The organism is Bacillus sp. 220_BSPC (genome assembly GCF_001054655.1).
Lineage (GTDB): Bacteria > Bacillota > Bacilli > Bacillales > DSM-1321 > Peribacillus > Peribacillus frigoritolerans.
The window spans coordinates 1-23,418 of sequence record NZ_JVPL01000067.1 but is presented as its reverse complement, the minus strand read 5'-3'; the positions used below and the strand labels follow the sequence as shown (position 1 = coordinate 23,418).

The 23,418-nt window shown below is 40.1% G+C and carries 21 protein-coding genes and 1 pseudogene; 3 read left to right on the top strand and 19 right to left on the bottom strand.

Translation table 11 applies throughout. The annotated features are described in order from the left end of the window. Nucleotides 1-93: 93 nt before the first annotated feature. The 9 genes and pseudogenes from ADA55_RS03995 to ADA55_RS03960 all read right to left on the bottom strand — a co-directional run bounded on the left by ADA55_RS03995 (nucleotide 94) and on the right by ADA55_RS03960 (nucleotide 9,903). Complete coding sequence (locus tag ADA55_RS03995; protein ID WP_181151572.1) at nucleotides 94-1,446, bottom strand: aminotransferase; 1,353 nt, start codon at nucleotides 1,444-1,446, stop codon at nucleotides 94-96. Between the two features lie 144 nt (nucleotides 1,447-1,590). Beyond that, complete coding sequence (xsc, locus tag ADA55_RS03990) at nucleotides 1,591-3,348, bottom strand: sulfoacetaldehyde acetyltransferase (RefSeq protein ID WP_375792911.1); 1,758 nt, start codon at nucleotides 3,346-3,348, stop codon at nucleotides 1,591-1,593. 93 nt (nucleotides 3,349-3,441) lie between these two features. Continuing rightward, nucleotides 3,442-3,600, bottom strand: a complete 159-nt coding sequence (locus ADA55_RS30275) for a hypothetical protein (RefSeq protein WP_153246095.1) — start codon at nucleotides 3,598-3,600, stop codon at nucleotides 3,442-3,444. After that, entirely contained in the window at nucleotides 3,590-3,895 is a 306-nt protein-coding gene (locus tag ADA55_RS03985) for a hypothetical protein (protein WP_048679376.1), read from the bottom strand. The genes ADA55_RS30275 and ADA55_RS03985 overlap by 11 nt, the downstream gene beginning before the upstream one ends. Before the next feature lie 164 nt (nucleotides 3,896-4,059). Then, a pseudogene (locus tag ADA55_RS28190) lies at nucleotides 4,060-5,472 on the bottom strand (amino acid permease). A gap of 368 nt (nucleotides 5,473-5,840) precedes the next feature. Then, a complete protein-coding gene (locus tag ADA55_RS03975) occupies nucleotides 5,841-6,473 on the bottom strand; it encodes a YitT family protein (RefSeq protein ID WP_065421103.1) in 633 nt (210 codons plus the stop codon). Nucleotides 6,474-7,028: 555 nt separating this feature from the next. After that, a complete protein-coding gene (tatC, locus tag ADA55_RS03970) occupies nucleotides 7,029-7,730 on the bottom strand; it encodes a twin-arginine translocase subunit TatC (RefSeq protein WP_207118122.1) in 702 nt (233 codons plus the stop codon). A 148-nt stretch (nucleotides 7,731-7,878) separates the two neighbouring features. Then, nucleotides 7,879-8,091, bottom strand: coding sequence for a twin-arginine translocase TatA/TatE family subunit (locus tag ADA55_RS03965; RefSeq protein ID WP_034312740.1), 213 nt, complete (start codon nucleotides 8,089-8,091; stop codon nucleotides 7,879-7,881). A gap of 78 nt (nucleotides 8,092-8,169) precedes the next feature. Further along, complete coding sequence (locus ADA55_RS03960) at nucleotides 8,170-9,903, bottom strand: alkaline phosphatase D family protein (RefSeq protein ID WP_048679369.1); 1,734 nt, start codon at nucleotides 9,901-9,903, stop codon at nucleotides 8,170-8,172. Nucleotides 9,904-10,443: 540 nt separating this feature from the next. On the opposite strand from ADA55_RS03960, the gene ADA55_RS28185 reads away from it, so the two are divergent. Continuing rightward, on the top strand, nucleotides 10,444-10,611 hold the full coding sequence (locus ADA55_RS28185; RefSeq protein ID WP_081088586.1) for an aspartyl-phosphate phosphatase Spo0E family protein: 168 nt from the start codon (nucleotides 10,444-10,446) through the stop codon (nucleotides 10,609-10,611). A gap of 266 nt (nucleotides 10,612-10,877) precedes the next feature. Here the strand turns inward: ADA55_RS28185 and ADA55_RS03955 are convergent, their stop codons facing one another. From ADA55_RS03955 to ADA55_RS03945, 3 genes are all read right to left on the bottom strand, one after another. Further along, nucleotides 10,878-11,864: a 2-hydroxyacid dehydrogenase gene (locus ADA55_RS03955; RefSeq protein WP_048679367.1), complete on the bottom strand. Its 987-nt coding sequence runs from the start codon at nucleotides 11,862-11,864 to the stop codon at nucleotides 10,878-10,880. A 21-nt stretch (nucleotides 11,865-11,885) separates the two neighbouring features. Then, nucleotides 11,886-13,184 carry an MFS transporter gene (locus ADA55_RS03950; RefSeq protein WP_048679362.1) on the bottom strand — a complete coding sequence of 433 codons (1,299 nt, stop codon included), beginning with the start codon at nucleotides 13,182-13,184 and terminating at the stop codon, nucleotides 11,886-11,888. Nucleotides 13,185-14,101: 917 nt separating this feature from the next. Continuing rightward, nucleotides 14,102-15,022, bottom strand: a complete 921-nt coding sequence (locus ADA55_RS03945; RefSeq protein ID WP_048679359.1) for a patatin-like phospholipase family protein — start codon at nucleotides 15,020-15,022, stop codon at nucleotides 14,102-14,104. 248 nt (nucleotides 15,023-15,270) lie between these two features. Here ADA55_RS03945 and ADA55_RS30915 point away from each other — a divergent pair, with 248 nt between their 5' ends. Together ADA55_RS30915 and ADA55_RS03940 are read left to right on the top strand one after the other, a co-directional pair. Beyond that, nucleotides 15,271-15,402, top strand: a complete 132-nt coding sequence (locus tag ADA55_RS30915; protein WP_264370996.1) for a hypothetical protein — start codon at nucleotides 15,271-15,273, stop codon at nucleotides 15,400-15,402. Then, entirely contained in the window at nucleotides 15,365-15,772 is a 408-nt protein-coding gene (locus tag ADA55_RS03940; protein ID WP_226990399.1) for a DinB family protein, read from the top strand. Before ADA55_RS30915 ends, ADA55_RS03940 begins: the two co-directional genes overlap by 38 nt. Before the next feature lie 158 nt (nucleotides 15,773-15,930). On the opposite strand, the gene ADA55_RS03935 is transcribed toward ADA55_RS03940, so the two are convergent. From ADA55_RS03935 to ADA55_RS03905, 7 genes are all read right to left on the bottom strand, one after another. Continuing rightward, nucleotides 15,931-18,345, bottom strand: coding sequence for a heavy metal translocating P-type ATPase (locus ADA55_RS03935; RefSeq protein ID WP_048679356.1), 2,415 nt, complete (start codon nucleotides 18,343-18,345; stop codon nucleotides 15,931-15,933). A 75-nt stretch (nucleotides 18,346-18,420) separates the two neighbouring features. Beyond that, the gene (gene copZ / locus ADA55_RS03930; protein ID WP_048679353.1) at nucleotides 18,421-18,627 is read right to left on the bottom strand and encodes a copper chaperone CopZ; all 207 of its coding nucleotides are present in this window, start codon (nucleotides 18,625-18,627) and stop codon (nucleotides 18,421-18,423) included. Nucleotides 18,628-18,643: 16 nt separating this feature from the next. Then, nucleotides 18,644-18,982, bottom strand: coding sequence for a metal-sensitive transcriptional regulator (locus ADA55_RS03925; protein WP_275452466.1), 339 nt, complete (start codon nucleotides 18,980-18,982; stop codon nucleotides 18,644-18,646). A 598-nt stretch (nucleotides 18,983-19,580) separates the two neighbouring features. Further along, nucleotides 19,581-19,883 (bottom strand): hypothetical protein, encoded by a 303-nt coding sequence (locus tag ADA55_RS03920; protein WP_048679343.1) that lies wholly within the window; start codon nucleotides 19,881-19,883, stop codon nucleotides 19,581-19,583. A 139-nt stretch (nucleotides 19,884-20,022) separates the two neighbouring features. Then, on the bottom strand, nucleotides 20,023-21,273 hold the full coding sequence (locus tag ADA55_RS03915) for an ABC transporter permease (protein ID WP_048679338.1): 1,251 nt from the start codon (nucleotides 21,271-21,273) through the stop codon (nucleotides 20,023-20,025). After that, a complete protein-coding gene (locus ADA55_RS03910) occupies nucleotides 21,266-22,165 on the bottom strand; it encodes an ABC transporter ATP-binding protein (protein ID WP_048679334.1) in 900 nt (299 codons plus the stop codon). Before ADA55_RS03910 ends, ADA55_RS03915 begins: the two co-directional genes overlap by 8 nt. Before the next feature lie 353 nt (nucleotides 22,166-22,518). Further along, entirely contained in the window at nucleotides 22,519-23,280 is a 762-nt protein-coding gene (locus tag ADA55_RS03905; RefSeq protein WP_048679329.1) for a DeoR/GlpR family DNA-binding transcription regulator, read from the bottom strand. Nucleotides 23,281-23,418: the final 138 nt, after the last annotated feature.

Below are 23,418 nucleotides of genomic sequence, written 5' to 3'. Positions count from 1 at the left end.
TGGACATGGATGTCAAATCAGCTAGACATATCATGCCCATCTTCATTTTTTTCTTCTATATAGATAGCACCCTATACCTTATCCTCTTTTTGATTAGCATAATTCACATAAAACGGATTTAACCGTTTCTATGACAAAGCGTAAATCTTCAACGGTCGAAGATAAAGGCGGTGCAATGATGAGTACATTACCATATCCAGGAACCGTATCACCATTACGTCCTATGATAAGACCCTTTGCCTTGCAAGCCCCGATTATTTCACCCATGAACTCTTCGGAAACAGGCATTTTTGTCTTTTTATCTTCCACTAATTCAATGCCATATAAAAACCCAACTCCCCGAACTTCCCCTACTTTATCCAGAGCTGTCAATTCAAAGAGCGCGCTAAGTGTCGACTCACTAAGTTCAGATACTCGTTGAACGATGTTTTCATTTTCCAAGATTTCAATGTTCTTTAGCGCAACTGCGCAAGATGCAGGGTGGCCTCCATATGTTGACACATGCCTGAAATGATTTAAATTTCCGTTGTCTTTGAACTTCTCATAAATCCTGGAATTCACTGCCGTTGCCCCAAGTGGAAGATAACCGCTGGTCAAACCCTTTGCCATCGTAACAATATCCGGTTGAACCCCATCTGAGTGCATGAACCCAAACATTTTTCCGGTTCTTCCAAAACCTGAAACCACTTCATCCACAATTAATAGAACATCATGCTTCTTACAGATTTCCGAAACCCTTGTTAAGTATTCTTTTGAAGGAATAAGGACCCCGCCACCAGAGATGAATGGTTCAAGGATAACACCCGCTACCGTTTCAGCTCCTTCAAAGTTAATGACCTGATCGATATATTCAGCTGCAAGCAAATCGGAGTTTTCAACGTTTTCCCCAAACGGGCTTCGATAACTGTACGGGGGTGGAACATGCAGGAAACCTGGAACCGCCGGATCATATTTCACTCTCCGATTAGCCTGTGCAGTTGCGCTGAGAGCGCCAAAAGTATTGCCATGATAAGCTCTATACCTTGAGATGAACTTGTATTTACCCTGATTTCCATTTTGGGAATGATATTGCCTGGCTATTTTAAAAGCTGTCTCATTCGCCTCAGAGCCGCTGTTCGTAAAAAAAGTTGTATAAGGGCCCATTAAATGTTCACTTATTTTTGCAGATAATTCGATTGCCGGCCTATGACTTAATGTTAAAGGGAAGTAAGATAAGTTAATCATTTGTTCATAGGCTGCCTGGGCAATCTCTTTTCGTCCGTGACCAAGGTTCAAGCACCATAATCCGGAGACACCATCTAAATATTTATCCCCTTTAGTATCTGTGAACCATGAGCCGGATCCTTCTGTAGCCATCATGGGAGCATCCTTCTCATTATAGCGATGCATCGCATGCCATAAATAGTCTTTATCCATTTGAACAAGGTCTTTCGTTTCAGTTTCCATCTTCACTTTTGAAACCCCCTTATTATTCATTGAATGCAACTAAGTTAAGTTCCCATGCTGTTACAGACCTTTTAAAGTGAATTGGTGATGGTGCGATGACCCAAATCGTTCATCAAGTCATCGCAGCTGTCCTATCACCTTTTCTTATTTATCCCAGTTTTTATGATCTAAATGAGAATATTTTTCTAATAATCTAGTAGGCATTTTTAATGCATCTTTTCTAAATGGCGGAGCCAATTGTGTTCCATCCACTTGTATATCAATGACAGTCGGTTTGTTTGATTTTATTGCTTTTTCAATGACAGCGCCTAACTCGTCTGCTTTTTCCACCCTAATACCTACAGCACCCATTGATCGGGCAACTTCTGCAAAATCAGGATTTTGGATATCGGCCCCTACAAAACGGTTATTATAAAAATCGACCTGATTCTTTTTCTCTGCGCACCAAGCATTATTATTGAAGACACATGCTATGACCGGTATGTTTTCTTCAACGGCCGTACTCACTTCATGTAAGCTCATGCCCCACGCGCCATCTCCAACAATGGCTATAACAGGCGTATTCGGCTCAGCTAATTTGGCACCTAGTGCAGATGGGTATGCAAATCCAGTATTCCCGAATGTAAGCGCAGCGATATGCCTGCGGCTCTGGTTGAATTTCAAGTAAGCGTTTGCAGTTGAAGATACATTACCGATATCTGTAGTAACGATGGCATTTTCAGGCAACACTTTTGTCAATTCCAATAGGGCCCGACGCGGATTGATCGGGGTTCCATCGATCATCGCAAGATTCACCAATTCTTCTTCCCATTTTTGTTTTTCATTCGTAACTTCTACTATCCGCTCTTTTTCTTGTTTTAGGTTTGGTTTATTAGCCTTCAACCGTTTCAAGATTTCACGACTCGCTTCGCGGGCATCTCCGATGATCCCCACTTCCACAGGGTGCGTCCTCGCTATTTGCCTTGGGTTGATATCAATTTGGATGATTTGCGCATCTTTAGGGAAATAATCAATGTCATAGCATGGTAACGTTCCAAATACCGATAATCTTGTCCCTACCGCCAATATGACGTCCGCTTTCTTAAGTGTATTCATGGCAGCCTTTGAACCCATGTAACCGATTGGGCCGACTGACAAAGGATGATCAGCAGGAAAAGCATCATTATGCATATATGAGACAGCTACCGGAGCCGTTAAATATTCTGCCATATTCTTAATTTCCTCAATGCCATCTGAATCAACCGTTCCCCTACCGGAAATGATCACCGGATACTGTGCCTCGGCTAAAATTTCTGCCGCTCTATCCAAGGATTCAGAAGACCCGCAGCCCCTTTCATCCACGCGATATTGATGTGGTTGAAGTATTTGATCTTCCACTTCACCATAGAAGTAATCACGAGGGATATCGAATAAAACCGGTCCCCTCTCGGCATAGGCAATCCGAAACGCTGTCCTTAGGCAATCAGCGACCCGGCCTGGGTGTGTCACTCTAACCGTTTCTTTCGTGATTGCCTTGAAGATGGAAACCTGATCGCATTCCTGAAAACCATCCCATCCAACTGTTGGTGTACCAGCTGAAGGTGATATGACCACCATTGGAGTATGAGCTTGATTGGCCGCTGCGACAGAGGTGACCATATTCGTCATTCCAGGTCCGTTTTGCCCGATGACAACTCCTGCAACACCAGAGACACGACAATAAGCATCTTCCATATGTGCTGCACTTTGTTCATGGCGGACACCAATGAAACGAATGCCTGCAGTTGGCAATAAATCAAGCATATCCATGAAAGCAGATCCCAAAATTCCCGCAATCCCCCTTAACCTGAATATCTCGACAAATGCTTGGACTGGTGCAAAACAACCATAATCCACCGTCGTTCCTGCCCAATCGAATATCACTGCTTGAACCTCTTTGCATTCTTTTGCCCTTTCCAATCTATGCTCCCCTCCTCCAAAATCACCAAACTTGCTAAACCAGGGTATAAAGAGAATTCAATTAACTTCTTCCAAAAATAACTGTAAATCTTCCTTTGTAGCTTCAGAGAGTCGTTTAATCTTTTCAAGGTCCTTTTCCGGATTCCCTGACTCCCCAATTAATGGGTAAAGGTTTTTCTCAATCCTTTCATACCAATCCGGGTATTCATCTTCCACTTGCTTTTCTATCGAATCCCAAACAGCTCATTTCTTTTCCCATTTCTTGAATTCTCTCTGGATCCGCCTCCGCACTTAATTCTGTTTCCAATCCTTTTATGGATTGAATCACATCACCGACACCTTTTTTAATGACCTCCGCATTTTGGGTTTCACCCGTATTTGATTCCGGATTTTCATTCATGACTGGACTTTTTTCTTGTTGAGCCTCGTCCGGTTCAGCTGAATTGCCGCAGCCTGACAGCAATATGGCTCCAAGGACAACTCCACTGGTTATTACACGGAAACCATTCAACATAACACCTCCTTCATTTAAAAGACAGATGGCACCAAGCACTTATTGGCACAATTCTCTTTTTCTATTGGAATCATATTCTAGCTGATTAGTGAATTGAAGAATTTTGTCTGAGGAATTCCATAGAAGTAACCTTAAATTAAACCAATGGTGTAGAGCCAAAGCTATAACTTTTCAGAATTAGGGGAACCAGAAGCAATATTTAATTCATTCTCCAAATACTTCGCTTTTTTTCGCCGAATGAAAAAGAATGAACAAATAACGATCAAGCTAAATAGCATGGTAAAGATGAACTGCGGACGCTGCGAATCGATAAAAGCCATTAATATTAACACGGAAATCATGGAAATGATGGTTGCATAAGTCAAATACGGGAATAACCACATCTTGATCTTGAATATTCCGGGATTCTCTTTCTCCATTCTCTTCCTTAATCGGAGATGGGAAACCGCAATGGCCAGATAAACAAGAATTCCGACTCCGCCCGAGGAATTCACTAAAAAGAAAAAGATTTTATCTGGTGAAACATAACTGAAAATGGTGCTGATAAAGGCGAATATAGTAGAGCCGACTACAGCAAATATAGGGACACCGTTCTTGCTCACTTTAGAAAATAGCTTTGGGGCGTCACCCTTTTGTGCAAGTGAAAATAACATGCGTGAACTCGTATATAATCCCGAATTCAAACAAGAGAGCAATGCAATGAGAATCACTATATTCATGATCAGGGCAGCAGAAGGGATTCCCAGCATCTCAAGTACGGCAACAAATGGACTTTTCAGCAAAGAAGCCGAATTCCATGGTAATAGCGTCACTAGAATGGCGATGGACCCAATATAGAAAATCAGGATTCGCCAAACCACACTATTCAATGCACTTCTAACTGATTTAACCGGATCACTGGTTTCACCCGCGGCAATCGCTGGAATCTCCACTCCAACAAATGCATGAAAAACGATTGCAACACCAACAAGCACAGAACTTAGCCCATTTGGAATAAATCCGCCAAAGTTTAAAAGATTGGAAGCTCCGGGTGGTTTTATCGTAGGGATAAACCCTAATATCACGGCCACACCCAGGCACAAGAATAGTATGATACTGATTATTTTAATGATTGAAAACCAGTATTCGAACTCACCAAACGATTATACGGAAAAAATATTCGTCATTTTCAATAGGATGATCAATGATAGACTAATGACCCAGACGGGAACGGAAGGAAGCCAGCTGTGAATGATTGCTGCTCCAGCCGTTGCTTCCAAAGCAATTACGATAACCCAAAAGAACCAATATAACCAACCTGTTGTAAAACCGGCCCATTCACCTATCCCCTCTCTTGCATAAACCGCAAAAGATCCAGTATTGGGATTCACTGTGGCCATTTCCCCAAGCATCCTCATGACTAACACAACGATCAAGCCTGCCAAAACATATGATAATATCGCCCCGGGGCCCGTTTGACCAATAATGATACCGCTTCCTACGAATAAACCAGCTCCTATGACACCACTCAAAGATATCATCGTTAAATGTCTTTGTTTCAGACCTGGTTTCAGTTCTTCCTGTTGATGTTTCATACCCTCCACCAACTTTCAATAATTTGGGGAATCAACTAAGATAATCGCTACTTGAATGTAAAGCAGGCTTTTCAGCTGCCTGTCCTTTACACTTTCACAAAGATAGTGGGAACTGGAAACATGGCATTTTCAAACAACACAGGGTATGACGCTATGAACTTAAGATTCTATATCACTAGTCCTCCTTCCTTAAGGCTATTTTGAAAAACGAAGCGGATCTAACATCACTACGTCATGATGTTAGTACCACTTTCTATGTGTATAATACACTCTGATTTTTTTAAAGTCAATTTAAAAATCAGAATATTTAGATAACAAAATGAAAATTTTCATATAAAAAACGATGTCCATTAAGTCTGCAATTTTAGTTATTTTACTTCATTTACCTTTGGTGTTTCATCCAACACACTTTCCGTAGCTGACGTTACTGCCTTCTGCTTCCTATCCAGCATTTTCTTTAAAAGATATGAAAAAAGCAATGTAAAAGCAATTCCCTTAACAATCGATGCATAACCATAAACCAGAAGGCCCAATATCAGTACGATAAGATTAATAATCCTTATTGTCGCAGCAATATCTATTTTTTCATTTTTGTGATGTAAAATTAAGGCGAGCACGTCAAAGCCAACAGTGGAGGCATTTGCAGTTATACATAAATAATATCCTATCGCTATCAAAATCGACGAAATGAAGATCACTAAAACGATATTCATATCAAACTGAATGTTCAATGAATAAAAAAAATTAAAAAACACCATATAGCTAAGGGAACTTACGATCGACTTAAAAAAGTACTCTTTCCCTAGGAAAACTAAACAAATGATTAACAGTAATCCTGTAACCAAATTGGCGAGCATGGCAATGTTATAACCCAATAACGCATTCAATAATAATGCCGAGCTAGTTACCCCGCCATTGATGATTTCATTGGGGACGATTAAATAAGCATAGGCAAAGGTCATGGAAATGTTTCCTGCGATAATTTTCAATAAATCCTTCATACATTCTCACCATCCTGTTCGATATTTTGATAATGCTCTTTCCCCCCCTAAATATATATTTATACTTGAACGATAATAAGATTCGAACCTTTCACCTTTCGATATTTTGGAGTGCTATTACGAAGAATGCATATTTCTATTCAAGTGATTACAATTATTCGCTAACCAGAATCCTCTCTCCTTCTAAATAAATAAAATAAAACATCCCCTTAAAACTTGAAGATGTTCATGTCTACTACCTAAACATTTAGACATTGAAGAGTTTCTGTACAACTTATGTAACTTGTGATTACCTTCAAACCCCAAAACCTTTGATTTACATGGAATGATTTAAATTCCATAGGGTTGGACAAGAACAAGGCTTTTACAGGGTAAAGCTTCGTCCCCTTACATAATTACATTGGTTAGAAGGCAAATATGCAAAAGCATACCCCCTAATCATTCCCAAAAAGTATTATCCCACAATAAAAAGCTGAGGGGGCCCCCTCAACTTTTTATTGTTCCATTAATTATTTCCCAAGAAATGTTACTTTCAATAGGCTGCGATTATCCTTTTCATGTCACGGATAATGCTGATTCATCTTTCATAAGCCTTTTGCGATAAACCATATTGGACAGCTGTACACTCACCTCATAAAGCACAAGTAAAGGGACGATAACCAAAATGTCCGAAATTATATCTGGAGGCGTAATCAGGATTGAGATGATGACCAGGACGAAATAAGAAATCTTGCGAGACTTTTTCAACACTGCTGGATTGATGATGCCTAATCTGGTCAGGAACATGACCACAAGCGGCATCTCGAATAAAATCCCGAAAGGTAAGATCAAATTAATCATGAAGCGAAAATACTTTTCCGCAGTGAACATCATCTCGAACTGCCCGGCCGATAGGGAAGTTAGGAAACCCAGAACTATTGGAAACAACACAAAATATCCAAATGAGATACCTGTGATGAATAGAATGAACAGTCCGGGTATGAAGCGAAATGTAACCCTTCTTTCTTCCGGTTTCAAAGCTGGAGCCACAAAACGCCATAACTGATAGGCTGCCAGCGGAATCGTTGCAGCAATTGCGCAAACCCCAGCGATAATCATATATACCCATAGGATCTCACTCGGGCCGAGCACGGCAAGCTTTCCTTCCAAATCTTTAATAAGTAAATTATAAATATCCTGTACGAATATGAAGCTCATTATGAAAAAAGCCACAAAACCTATCAGTGTTTTAATGATTCTGCTTCGGAGTTCCTCCATATGCTCAATAACGTGTAAATCCTTACTCTCCACTTTCACTCCCCCTTTTTAGACATATTATTTGCCATTTTGCAAATAGCGCTTCCCCTCTAACCATTCTCATGAAAAGAAGCAGGCGAGTCTTTCCGCCCGCTCTATCTCATTTACTTCATCCCTCTTTTTTAACAGCTCTTAATGCAGCTTTATTCTCATTTTCTTCTTCTTTTTCTGTATCATTCACCAATCCTTTGGTTGCACTTTTGAATTCGGACAATGTCCGGCCAAATGCACGGCCTATTTCCGGCAGTTTGGACGGTCCAAAAATAATCAGTGCAATCACAAGGACAATCACCAAACCGGGTATTCCTATATTTGAAAGCATTCTTACTCACTCCTTCGATCTTCTCATTTTTCTTCGCTATATTCCTGTCAAGCATCATAAGGATTCCCTATCAATTAGTCACTTTCCCCTGACTTTCATTCTTTGTTTTTCATGTGCGCGATTATGGGCACGTGTTCGATCTTCCTCAACTTCGTTCGTTTTTTGTACACCTTCCATAACCGCTGCTGAAGCAACCTTTCGCAGCCCTGTTTGATCCTTATCAAAAACAAAAGATGCTCTTGTCGATATATCCGCACCTGGTTCTGTCACGAATGGGACTACACGGTAATCCGCCTTCCATTGTTCTGGTGTTACTTTGCACCGTACATATCCCCTGTAATCATTAAAGAACTTTATATGCGGATTCTGACTTAGTATTTTATCCGTGTCCGCACGCTTATCCGCACCATTTCCACCAGATGTGATCGAAGTGCCGACAAACTCCACTCCGAAAATCTTTGAATTTGGATCATCGAAATCCACCTTTAAATTGGCGGCCCAGCTTGCATGTACATCACCGGTCAATACGACCAGATTTTCCAGGTTGTTGCTTTTGATTACATCAATTAAGCGATCGCGTGCAGCCGGGTAACCATCCCAGGAATCCATGCTGAATTTTGGGGCTGTTGGTGTTCCATAATTCCGTTGTGCAAAGAAAATCTGCTGAGGCAGAACATTCCACTTCGTTTTTGAATTTGATAGATTGTCAGTTAGCCACTGTTCCTGCTCTGGACCTAGTAATGTCCGTTTCGGATCAAGTGACTCAGGCGTTTGCGGTGAACTTCCATCACCGTTTGCCTGATCATCCCGGTATTGACGTGAATCCAATACAAAGAAAGAGGCCAGGTCCCCATATGTGAAATTTCGGTATAACCTCATATCCGCTCCCTTAGGCAATGATGATTTACGAAGGGGCATATGCTCATAGTAAGCCTGATAAGCGGCGGCCCTTCTCTTGATGAAAGCTTCTACCGATTGTCCTTTTTCCGGTATGACATTTGCATAATTGTTTTCAACTTCATGATCATCCCAAGTCACCACCCATGGGAAAGCTGCGTGTGCCGCTTTTAAATGGGTATCAGAGCGATATTGTGCGTATCTATTCCGATAATCTTCAAGTGTAATGATCTCTGGTCCACTATGTACACGGACATTACCTGTAGAAGAAACATATTCATTTGGTCCATATTCATATATATAATCGCCAAGGTGGAAGACAATATCCAGATCTTCCTTTGCCAAATGTTTATAGGCCGTATAATAACCATGCTCAAATTGCTGGCATGAAACAAACGCGAATGACAAGCTCGAAACACTTGAACCTATTGGCGGAAGTGTTTTCGTTTTCCCGGTCTGACTTACTTCCCCGCCGCTTTTAAAACGGTAAAAATAGACTTTATCAGGTTTTAACCCGCTTACTTCCACATGTACGGAGTGGCCAAGTTCCGGCCTGGCTATTTCCTTGCCTTGCTGGACAATCTTTCTGAAATTCTCATCCTTTGCCACTTCCCATTTCACCGAAATGGCTTCTTTTGGCATTCCCCCTCCATTCAACGGATCCGGTGCCAACCTTGTCCATAAAACGACACTGTCCGAGAGCGGATCTCCTGAAGCAACACCGAGAGTAAATGGATAATCACTGAATTTCGGGGCAGCATTCACTTCAATACCGCCCATTGATTGGGCAAGAGCAAGACCTAATGAAAGTCCGGCAAGCTTACTCGCTCCCTGGATAAAATTTCGGCGGTCCATATTCTTACCTAATTCGCTCCAATTCTTAATTAAATCATCCATTGCTCTTTCATTATTCATTGATCTTTCCCTCCTATTATTTGAATCTGGTTCAAGTATAGAAGGCCATTTTTAAAGGTGTATGAAGATGTGTAAATCAATAAATCAATAAATTAGGAATTTTTAGGCAGGTCTTATGATACCCATTAAATACAAAAAGAGTTTTGATTCACTCATACATTTACATAGACCTACAAACTTTTACATATAACGACAGTCTTTCAGCCTAGTTCTCTTAACGAATCATTTATTTAATCGTTACAAATAACTTCCATGGGCTATTTTTACAATAAACCTTTAAAACTATAAAAGCCTAAAGAAGCCAGCGAAATAATGGAATAAAAGAAAGATCGCATTACTTGGTTGGATCCCACCGCAGTAAGGAAACCTTGATTCAAAGGAAGGTTTAGAAATCATCATAGTCATATGTAATCGGACAATAATGCTTCAGCAATATTTTTATAAGTGAATACTCACTTTTTGTTTAAAAACATCCTAATTTATGTAATAATAGTTTCATAACAAAAAAAGAAAGCACTTGAGGATTCTGCATTGGAGAGTATGGAAGCATTATTTGAAAAAATTGAGGTATTGAGGAAAGAACTAATAACCACCGGATTGATTTATGGATTTACTGCCCCAAAAACATTACATAAAAGCCAGGAACTAGATGAACTGTTGAATTTACTTACAAATGAAAAAGAACCAAATGATTTAGAATATGTCTAAAAAGCGGAATGAAGCCGGATTGATTTTTCTACTAATACTTCATGGAATCATCACTGTGTAGTTCATGCTTCTCTTACCTCTTATATTTTTCTTGGACTTGTGGTCTAATTTTTATGTAATATCCGCTAAATCATTAGATAATTGTTAACATCATCACTCTTCCTAATTAAAAAGCATCCAAAATGAATGGATGCCTTTTTTTATCAAAGATTCTTTTACTCAAATCATGGACAACTTAATATTTCCGCTGTGTTAATGATTTTTTACTATTTTAGTGACTGAAGGCCTTTCAATTCAGGGACAACATTGCTTATCTCCCTTCCAGTAACAACTGCAACGAGGTTCTTCGCCGCAAGCATGGCCATATCAAATCGTGTTTGATGTGTAGCTGAACCTATATGGGGCAGGGTTACCACGTTAGGCATGGCTAAAAGCGGATTGTCATGCGAAACGGGTTCCTTTTCAAATACATCCAAACCGGCTGCAAGGATTTCCTTATTTCGCAGTGCTTCTATGAGAGCCTTTTCGTCCACCGTCTGACCACGGGATGTATTGATAAAGATAGCTGACTTTTTCATCAGTGCGAACTGCTCCCGTCCCATAAGATGCCTCGTCTCCGGAGTATAAGGGACCATTAATAGAACGAAATCGGATTCCCGTAAAAGGTGATCTAAAGAGGAATAGGTTGTACTGAGCGTTTCCTCCACTTCGGATTTCCTTCGCCGATTATGATACAAAACTTCCATGTTAAAACCGAATTTACCTCGTCTTGCAATAGATTCCCCAATCCTCCCCATACCGATGATGCCCAATGTTTTTCCATGAACATCAACGCCAAAGAGGGGTTCATCGCTTTTATTTCCCCACTTGCCATCCTTTACAAGCTTGTCCATTTCCGGTAGACGACGGGCTGCTGAGAGCATTAAGGCTAAAGCTAAATCGGCCACGGTTTCATCGAGAACACCAGGTGTATTTGTACCGATTATGCTTCTCTTTTTCATTGCCTCCAGATCAAAGTTATTGTAGCCTACCGAGATATTGCTGACAGCCTTTAGACGTGGTGCATGGTCCAGAAATTCATCATCTATTTTTTCCCCAGTGATGAGCAGTCCCTCCGCATCAGAAATTTGCTTTAACAGTTGGCTTCTGGTAATGGGTTCAGGGCCGTTCCATTTTTCATACTGGCAATACTTCGAAATAAATGCCTCTACCTCGGCCGGTACTGGTCTTGCTATATACACTTTTGGCTTCAATTTATTTCCTCCTCGATAATACTATTCTTGAATAGGATGTTTCACAATAAACCAATAACAGATTGCTGCGCATCCAGCGATTAAACCGCCAGATATAAAGGCAAGAGAGTAAGAACCAGTTGCATCCACTATCATGCCTGCAACAACAGGGGAAAAGGCTCCACCAAAATAACCGCCAAAATTCTGAATTGCTCCTACGGAAGCAACCATAGAAGGAGGGGCAATGTCGCCGGCGAGTGCCCATGCGCTGCCTGTAATGGCAGAAATAAAACAAAGAGCAAGTGTCAGTAAAAGTAAGGTAATAGCGAGCCCTTTAACAAGTGGAACTGCACATACAACAATAGCGGCCAAGATGGCACATATACTAATTAAGGCACGCTTTGCTTTAATAGGTGTAGTAATTCCCTTGTCGACCCATTTTTTAGTAAGATATCCTCCGAAAATATTGCCAAAGATTCCGCCAAGCCAAGGAATACCAGCATATATACCCATTTCTTTAAGTGAGACATGATGGACATCAAACAAATAAAGGGGAAGGAATACAAGGAAAATATTCCAGATCCAGATGGTACAGAAGAATCCTAGAATCATCCCCCATACGCTTCGATATTTAAATAACGAGCCCCATTTTATTTTTGATGATTGAATGCCTTGCTCCACTCCACCACCTTCCGACTTAATGTATTCAAATTCCTCCTTGGAAAGTTTTTGGCTTTTTTCAGGATTTTTATAAAAAATAACAAAACCGATCGCGAAAATGATGCCAATTACACCAGTAATATAAAACAACGCTCTCCACCCAAAAGTCACCATAATGAAAACGAGAAGTGGCGGTGCAATGGCAGGTCCCCATTTGGAGGAAGAATCCCAAATTCCAGTTGCCAGGCCACGTTCCTTTTTTGGGAACCAATACGATGTAATCTTAGCCATCGTAGGAAAACACGGTGCTTCTCCCACTCCAAGTAAAATCCTTGCAGCAATAAATGAACCCATTTTATGAACGGCCCCCGTTAAAATGGTCGCACCACTCCACCAAATAAGCGCAATTGTATACACCTTTTTGGTTCCGAACCGATCGATCAGCCAGCCTGAAGGAAGCTGCATTAATGCATAACTCCAAGAAAAAAAGGTTCCCAATAACCCGATTTCGGTCACGCTTAGCCCGAGTTCCTTCATCATTTCGGGAGCTGCAATGGAGAGATTGGCCCGATCCAGATAGTTGATTATTCCCCCAATCAATAACCAGATGACGACTGTCCAGCGAAATTTCCGGCCAAAATTTAATGGCTTTGCTTGCTTTGTTTCCATTCTTGCTTCCATACCTTATCCCCCCTTGTTATATAAAACGCCTAAATTGGCAGCGCTTCCAAAATAAGAAAAACCAGAGTTCACGCTTGGAGAATATGTATATACAAGGAGGTCTTTGTTTTATAATATAAAACAGAGTTTTGGTTTTATGATAAAAAAATAAAAAGATAATTCCTATTATTCTGTAAAGTATCGTATTATGAGGATGTGTGAATGTCAATCTTTATTCGTATTTTCAGGATTATATTCCTAGTAAACGTTATATGCCAATGTAGAAAATTGATAGCCGTTTTTTTGAGTAGTAAAATCATAATAGACTTTATTTTTCCTTCTCTAGCTTTGCTTCCGGGATGGCTGAGATTCCATTCTATCTCTCAAAAATCTCAGACAACGATAAACGACGGTTAAGCTTTTATTATTTTTCTATAAGAAAAGCAAGCGCCGCTAATACATGTGGTGGCCCTCAATAGACGTACCTGTTAAAGCAGCATGCAGTCTACCAGATAAGCGGGATATTAATTGTTCGCTTGGCGCAACTGTATCCACTTTTCTATTGGGCTTACTAAATCTTAATGAAAGCCGGGATGGTTAACTAAGATCCAATCCTTTCTCACTATCTATATTTTTTGTCTCATTCTCCGCTCCTCCAGTGCATTGAGATACGCCAACTACTTCTCCTTGAGGATCTATTCATTGAATTTCATAATCTTTATTCCAACTTTGTTTTCTTCTTTTATTCTTTGTTTTCCGTTTATTCATTTAGATAATTTTAAAATAATATATTATATTAATTTTTTATGATTGTAATTCCACTTATTGCTTTTGAATTAAACGATTGATTCGTTCATTCAATAAGAAAAAGAGCCGTTGTAACAGCTCCTTGTCCCCTCTTTCCCCCTTTTGGAACGAATGATAGAGGTATATTTCGCCTACTCATTTTTAACCCTTTGCAAGCGTTTGACCTTATATTGTTCAAAATCCCAATTCGACAAAAAATCTTTTGCAGAAGTATAGCCTGATTTATAAAGAAAGTTGATTTCTTCCTCATTCAGTTCAAAATCCGTTGCATTGATGCCGCCAATAGGAATTTGAATCGTGCGTTCAATCGTTTCTTCGTTCATATGTCGTAAATCATGGGCTTGTAGCATCGTTTTAAATATATTTTTGGATAGGTGGATTGGCGTTGGTATAACCCCGCCTATGTTAACTTCATCTTTCACAAAATGGAAACCGAATGTTGGAAAACGAGGATTGTCTGTATCAAATATCCATATCGGGAAGTTACTAAGTAAACCACCATCTAAAATGTAGGATTTTTTCCGGTCTTTTGATTTCCAAATAACCGGGCGGAAGAAAAATGGTAAGGAGGCACTCATCATTACGGCAGTTGAAACTTTTAAATCAGCAGGAGACATCCCATAGCGGTCCAAATCATCTGGCAAAATAAGCATCTTTCCATTCGAAACATCAGAAGCAATGATCTTCAACTTTCCATCTGGAAGATCCGCGAATGTCTTTATCCCTTTTTCTGAAAGAAGTGAATCTACCCATGTCTCCAAATAATCGTTTTTGTAAATCCCAAGATGAACCATAAGTTCCAAAAAGAAGCCCAAAATGGGAATTCGATTCAGAATTGTCCTGCCTCGAAACTTTGAGTAATTGATTTCACTAAACCGTTCTCTAATTTCATGGCTTTTATATCCACTAGCCAAAAGTGCAGCTATTACTGCTCCTGCTGATGTCCCAGCAAGTCTTTCCCATTCGACATTTGCCTCTTCCATTGCTTGAATTGCTCCAATAAAAGCAATTCCCCTGACCCCCCCACCTTCAAAAACGGCATCTGCTCTCATTTTTTTCCACCTCTCGATAAGAGTTATTATCATATTAACAATATTTGAAAATAATGTGAACTTTCACACTCTTTAACCCTTTGATGGCAATCTAACGTAATAACAATAGTAGGATAGCTTCTATTATCATGGTATGTAGAAAACGAAGCATTTGCATGGACAAATTATCAGATTAGGAAGCAGCCTTTGATAAAGGAATTCTTTAAATGATGTCGAAAAGGATATGTAACAATTGAAGGAGTGAAAAAATGGAAAATAACCGTGCCAAGAAAATGTATGATTACCATGTTTGGGCTAATCAGCAAGTGTTCCAAAAACTAAAACAATTACCGGACGGAGTTTATGGACACGATAAAAAGTGTCTTTCCATCCATCAATGAAGTCCTTGTTCACCTTTACGCAACAGATATTACCTGGTTGGAGATAATGAAAGGAAGCACAGTTCAAGAAACTTTTAAAAAAGTTGAACAGCGGCGGAAAGAAGTGGACGGAATCTCATTAAATGAACTGGAATCCTCATATGATGAACTTGCAAAGGATTATGACAATTTTCTTAATTCGCAGCCTGATCTTGAACGGACCATTGTAACCGAACATCCGAAAATGGGGGCTTGTGAGTTTGTACTTGCCGACCTCATCCATCATGTAGTGAATCATGGGACCTATCATCGCGGTAATGTATCAGCGATGCTCCATCAACAAGGTGAGAATGGGGCACCAACAGATTATGTATTTTACTGTTTAAAATAAGCGGTTTGACAACCTTTAGGAGTTGCAGTAACATTGCCGCTCATTCCAGATGAAAGCCGATGGTCCTCTTGTGAAGGAATCATCGGCTTTATTTGGATTTATTAAAATTCATACGCCCGTAGTCAGTACAACTTTCTTCTATATATGTTACATGACCTTTAAAGCTTTATCCGTTGAAGGCGAAGTGCATTCAATACGACTGACACAGAACTGAAGGCCATGGCAGCACCCGCTAACCACGGAGCAAGCAGTCCGATTGCCGCAATTGGTATTCCGATTACATTATAGGCAAAAGCCCAGAATAGGTTTTGTTTGATATTTTTCATCGTCTTCCTGCTCATGAGGATGGCATCTGCAATACTGTTCAAATCACCCCGGATCAAAGTGATATCGGCAGCCTCCATGGCTATGTCCGTCCCAGTTCCTATTGCCATTCCTATATCGGCTAGTGCCAGCGCGGGCGCATCATTTATCCCATCACCGACCATTGCCACTGTTTTACCGGCGGCCTGCAGTTTTTTCACTTCTTCCGCTTTCCCTTCAGGTAGGACTTCTGCGATTACATGGTCAATGCCAACTTGATGGCCGATGGCATTTGCTGTTCTTTGATTATCCCCGGTTATCATGATGACCTGGATATCCATTGCTTTTAACCTTTTAATCGCCACTAGTGAGCTCTCTTTTATCGTATCCGCAACGGCAATGAGTCCTGCATATTCCCCTTCAATGCTAGCGAGCATTGCAGTCTTCCCTTGCTCTTCAAATTCTTCCATCGCTGTTAGCGCCTTAGTGATATCCACGTTATTTTGCTTCATCAATTTACGGGTTCCGATGAATATCACTTTTTGATCCGCAACAGCTCTAATCCCGTATCCAGGCATCGCTTCAAATTGCTCAACCGCTGCAAGTGAAATCTGTCTTGCTTGAATTCCTTGAACGATTGATTGAGCAAGAGGGTGTTCAGATTGTTTTTCAGCTGCACCGATTAATGATAAAAACTGTTCTTCCTCCATACCATTCTCAATGAGGACATCTGTCAGCACAGGGGTACCATTCGTTACCGTTCCCGTTTTATCCAAGATGACCGTATCAATATGGTGGGTGGTTTCCAGATGTTCCCCGCCTTTAAATAAGATGCCGAATTCGGCCGCCCTTCCAGATCCTGCCATGATAGAGGTGGGAGTGGCTAGGCCTAGAGCACATGGGCAGGCTATGACTAGCACTGCAATCATCGCTTCAAAAGCTGGTGTGAATTCTCCAGGGTTAACCCAAATCATCCAAACCAGAAAAGTTAAAAGAGCGATTCCGACAACAATGGGAACGAAAACACCGGAAATTTGGTCAGCAAGCCGTTGAATCGGCGCTTTCGAACCTTGAGCATCTTCGACGACTTTGATGATTTGGGAAAGAGCTGTATCCCTTCCTATTTTAGTCGCTTTCATTTTGAGAAACCCATTCTTATTCAATGTTGAACCGATAACAGTATCCCCATTTGTTTTATCGACCGGAATGCTCTCACCCGTTAACATGGATTCATCGACGGCAGAGTTCCCCTCGATTACCTTGCCATCGACAGGGATCTTTTCACCCGGCTTCACCAAAATCGTATCCCCTACGATGACTTCTTCAAGTGGTATTTCCCGTTCTTCCCCATTTCTTAAAACCAATGCCGTTTTGGCCTGAAGCCCCATCAATTTTTTGATGGCCTCGGAAGAACGTCCTTTTGCTTTTGCTTCAAACAGCTTCCCCAAAAGAATGAGGGTGATAAGAATCGAACTGGTTTCGAAATAAAGTTGTGCCGTATTGTGATGGGACCCCATCGAGATGATCGCCTGATAGACACTGTAAAAATAGGCAGCGGATGTTCCCATCGCGACTAATACATCCATATTGGCACTTTTATTTCTCAAGGCTTTATAAGCTCCAACATAGAACTGCTTTCCAATCAAAAATTGAACGGGGGTTGCGAATGCCATCTGCACCCAAGGATTCATGAGGAAATCAGGCATATAGATAAACGAAGTAAAACTAAAATGGCTTACCATCGCCCATAACAATGGAAAAGATAAAATGACCGAAAAGATGAATGTATTCTTTTGTTTTTGTATTTCTTTTTGACGGAAATTCACGGATTCCACTTTATCTTCCTTAATGATCGCCCCATACCCCAGCTTCTCAACTCGTTGAATGATGTCAATTGGGGAAGCTTGGGAAGGATCATATTCGACGGTCGCATTTTCAAGCGCTAGATTGACATTAGCCATGCTCACCCCATCCATCTTATTTAACCCTTTTTCTATTCGGTTAGCACAGGCCGCACAGGTCATGCCAGTAATCGTAAATTCCTTTTTCTCTTTTACTACATCATAGCCAAGATCTTGAATTTTCTTTTCAAAGTCCTGGTTGCTTACTTTTTCCGAATCATATTTAATAACCGATTTCTCAAGTGCCAAATTAACGGTGGCTTCCTCAACGCCTTCCATTTTGTTTAACCCTTTTTCAATTCGGTTTGCACAGGCAGCGCAAGTCATTCCTGAAATCTGTAAACTTGTTTCTTTTATTTGGCTGCTCACTTCATCCCGCCTCCCTATACCGCTATGGGGTATATTTCATTGTAAAAAAGAAGTGCTTAAAAGCACTCTCATAACTTACTCGACATCGTAACCTTGATCATCGATTGTTTCTTTTATTTTCTCAAGTGATACTTTTTCCTTGTCAAACGCTACATCTACTTTTCCTGTTTCCAAATGCACCTTTACGCTTTCAACACCTGCAAGTTTTCCCACATTCCCTTCAACTGCATTCACACAATGACCACAAGACATTCCACTTACATTCAATGTTACATTTTCCATTCTATCCACTGCTCCTTTATTTTTTCATTAATTTTTGTATCGTTACAAGCACTTCATCTATAACCTCTGTATCCCCTTCATTAAGGCGTTCCACCACACAATTCCTTAGATGCCCTTCCAGTAAAATCTTGGCCACACTATTCATCGCGCTTTGTGTAGCTGCTATTTGGGTGATCACATCATCACAGTACGTATCTTTTTCAATAAGACCCTTTATACCGCGAATTTGACCTTCAATTCGATTTAACCGGGTCGTTAAATTCTTTTTTACTGCTTCTGAGTGATGACTCTTTCGGCCATGGGAAGAGGTCGTACAGCATTCTTCTTCATTCATCGCCTCTTGCCCATTCATCATTTCATCCATTGCCCATCCCTCCTCAAAAATTAATATACCATACCCTCCTACCCTATGCAAAGAAAAAGATTTATGTGCATCATTTATTACTATCCGTATTTTAACATTTTCTATTCTTAAGCTCAGAGCCTGCTCCTATCTGCCAAGTCTCGCAGGGGCTCGGCTAGCCAGTCATTTCTGCAGGAGTGTCGCAAATTTCTTCAATCTCTGTGTGGTTTCATCCATAAGAAAAGTAATACAAGTTTGTTTTAAAGTTAGGGTTGAGACCATATCCGAATCAGATGTTTAATTTGTTTTAAGGATTGTAATAGCCATTTAAGCATACTTAGAATTAAAATTCGCATATATTGTTTTCCATCTCCTTTGGATGTTACTATAGAACCTTCTAATACTGAAAATTTCGTCCAGTTTCCAGGTATCAGGATTATAGGTTATTTATTCTTACTCATAGAAAACCTCCGTCCATTTCTCATTACACCTAATGAAACATAAAAAAAACCGGATAAGGGACTTTTTGATGTGTGTCCGTTATTCGGGGTATAGTTTATGTTTCTTCAGCGTTATTATTTTCTTTTAGTTTAAGATTCCAATGTGATTATCACAGTTCTTTTGAAATATTATTATTCCTTTTCTTTTTCACTAAAAGAATGATGCCAATGATAAAAGCAACTGCGCTGTATAACCAGGTGTACATAAAGGCAAGGCCCAGTCCGATATTTGCGTCCATATAATCGTTTTTCACATGATCTATGGCTAAATATAAAAGCGGAGCAGCTCCAATGATGAACAGGATGACCCAGAGAACATTTCTTTTCGGATTCTTAGTTGATAAAATAATAATGATGAAGGACAACAAGAGAAACACTTCTGAAACTATCGTCAACGTTACCAGATTGCTCATAATAATTCACTCCTAATCGTGGTTGCATAAAGGGAATTTATTTTATGTTCCCTTATATCTATGCTACTTTTCGTTCCTATATTATTAACTTAATAAAACCTGAACCCTTCCAACAGGAATGAAGGATCCAGGTTTCATGTTAATTTTTCTTGGATAATTGCAAGGCATTCTTGATGCTTTTCAGTGATTTTGAGCTACCGTACATCAAGACTCCGCCACGATAGATTTTTGCTCCGATTATTCCAAGTAAAACAATCGTTAAGATCAAGACAGCAATGCTGATGGCGATTTCCCAGAATGGAACCTCAAGCATCCCTACGCGCAAGAACATGATCATCGGCGTGAAAAATGGAATGAATGATGTAATCGTAATATAACTGGCTGACGGATTCCCCAGTCCAAACATTGCAATCATGAAGGCGATGACAACTAACATGGTCATCGGTGAAATCATTTGCTGGACATCTTCAATTTTGCTGACAACGGATCCAAGGCATGCTGCAAGAGTCGCGTACAGAAAATACCCGAGCAAAGCGAAGATGATTGCATAAATGATCGTTGAGATATCTGTGCTGCCGAAACCGAAAAATGAAAAGAATCCTTCATCCATACCTGTCAAGTTTTGTTTAATCGAGAAATAGCCCACCCCAAAAAATAAAATCATTTGAGTAAGACTAAGTAAAGCAACACCCATTATTTTGGCAAACATCTGTGTGACTGGCGGGACACTTGAAATCAGGATTTCCATGACTCGTGATGTTTTCTCAGTAGCCACTTCCATTGCAATCATCGTTGCATACATCAACACACCGAAGTAAATCACAAATAGGAGCACATACACGAGACCGCGTGCTTGATTGAGATCCTCTTCCGTTTTTGCATTTTTCTGAAGAGCAATCGTATCAAATGCTGGCGGCGTATTCAATTGGGCGATTTGCTGCTCTGTCAAATTCAATTCCTTCGCCGTTATTTGACCCTTCAATTGAGTAAGCGCTAATAGTAAATCATTACTTACCGCAGAATCTGAAATTTGATTCGCTTTGTACGTTCCCTTGAAGCCGAGAGTTTTATCCTTTTGGATTAATAAATACCCAACGATTTCTTCCGCGCTGACCATTTCCTCCGCTTCCTTTTCATCCTGGGCGGATATTATCGATAGGTCATCGTTAACACCTGCTACCGCTTTTTTATAAGAATCAAATAAACCGCCTTCAGTCTGATCGATTACGGCAACCTTTTCCTGTTCATCACTGTCGAATTTATCAATAAGATTCGAAAGATTCGAAAGTAGGAGAATCAGTGCCATCATAATGATTGTAGAAATGATAAAGGATTTCGTCTTTAATTTTGATAGGTATGTATGGGAAAGGACAATCCAAAATTTATTCATAGACGGCACCTACTTTTTCAATGAAAATATCCGTTAGCGATGGTTCTTCCAATTCGAATTTCCGGACGAAACCTCTTGGAACAAGATCACGTAGCATGCTCTCAGCCACATCTTCACCAGTTACTTGAAGAACTTTCCCTTCCATCGTGTTCTTGACTTTTGTTACACCTGCATAATGATCCAAGAAAGATAGATCAAAATCCGCTTTAATTGAGACATTCTTTTTACCAAAAGAACGCTTGATTTCTTTTAACTTTCCAGCCACAACAGGTGAACCTTTATGCATGATGCAAAGATGCTCACACATCTCTTCGACATGCTCCATGCGATGGCTCGAGAAAACGATCGTCGTGCCGCTGTCCCTTAAGTCAATGACCGCTTTCTTCAGGATTTCCACATTCACTGGATCCAGTCCGCTGAAGGGTTCGTCAAGAATAAGTAATTCAGGTTTATGAATCATGGATGCGATCAGCTGGATTTTTTGTTGATTTCCCTTTGAAAGCTCTTCAACTCGCTTATCGATATACTCGGGCACCATAAAGCGGTCCAGCCAATACTCCAATTCTTTCAAAGCATCCCGTTTGTTCATCCCTCTTAATCTAGCCAAATAAACAATTTGATCGCGCACCTTCAGTTTTGGATATAGTCCGCGTTCCTCAGGAAGATAGCCAATCATTGAACTGGTCGTATAATCGATTTTCTTACCATCCCAGACAACTTCCCCTTCAGTAGGGTCAAGCAGGCCAAGTATCATCCGGAACGTGGTCGTTTTCCCCGCTCCATTCCCGCCTAAAAAGCCGAACATTTCTTTTTCGGGAATAGTTAAATCAAGCTTGTTGACTGCTGTGAAATCCCCGAATTTTTTCGTAACTTCTTTAATGTGTAAAACCAATGCGCAACCTCCTATTATATGATTCTAATTATATGTTAACGGAAAGGTTTTCCAATTTCAACTATCACCAAAGACCAAATAAATCTACTTCTCTGCGATTATATGCGAATTTCCAGAAAAAATTAACGTTTCACGTTTGCCCTTTACCCTAATAGTATTTTTTCTGCGAAAATTAAGACAAAACCCCCTTTCCCTTCCAATTGGTAATATTCACAACCCCGTACGTCTCCTGCCTTTCCCTAACGCAAGCATGTTACTAAACTGAAAGCCCTTTTTTTGGAAACGAGGCAATAATAAAAATAGATTGCTCGCTTTAAAGGACACATTTCCCAACTGTCGCTAATAATTCTATTTTATTTTACAATCGTTACTTTTACATTTCTTTTTTCAAGCAATTTTCTTGATGCTTCATCTATTTCTCTATCCGTAATGACCTCATCCACTTCACTAGGCGGAACGATTAATGAAAACGCCTTTTTTCCAAACTTTGAGGAATCCACCATCAGGATCACTGCATCCGACCTTTCGATCATTTTCTTTTTTAATAAAGCCTGCCCTTCATTAGAATCACTGAGTCCTTCTTCTAAGTGAATCCCCTTGCAAGACAAAAACGTTTTGTTGACATGATACATCGTTAATGATTTCTCTGCTATCGGACCAACAAATGATAAAGACTTTGACAGTAATCTTCCCCCGGTTGAAATAACCTCTATTTTTTCTTTTTTACTCAATTCCATCACCACTTTGGTGGAATTGGTAATAACCGTTAGCGGTATGTTTGGTAAGGCTTTTGACATATACCAGGCAGTTGTACTTGCATCTAAAATAATCCTGTCACCTTCCTCTATCCGCTTTGCCGCTTCATATGCTATCACTTTTTTTTCGTTGACATTTGTTATCACTCTTTCGGAAAAATGGATTTCCGAATCATCTTCTTGCAGGCTAACGGCACCGCCGTGGCTGCGTTTTAGTTTTGTTTCTTTCTCAAGCTTTTCGAGATCACGTCGGATTGTTTCCTCTGTTACTGAAAAGATTTCACTTAATTCTGTAACACGAATACTCGAACGTTCATTTACGAGATCGACAATTTTTTGGTGTCTTTGAGCTACAAGCATACCAACTTTCTCCTATCTATATAATCTTTGTTTACTTTTGTTTGTTTTTGTATTGTAACATATATAAAGCCCTCTATATAAATAGAGAGCTCAGTTTGTAGACAAAAGGGGTTCGGAATTAAAAAATTCTGAACCCCT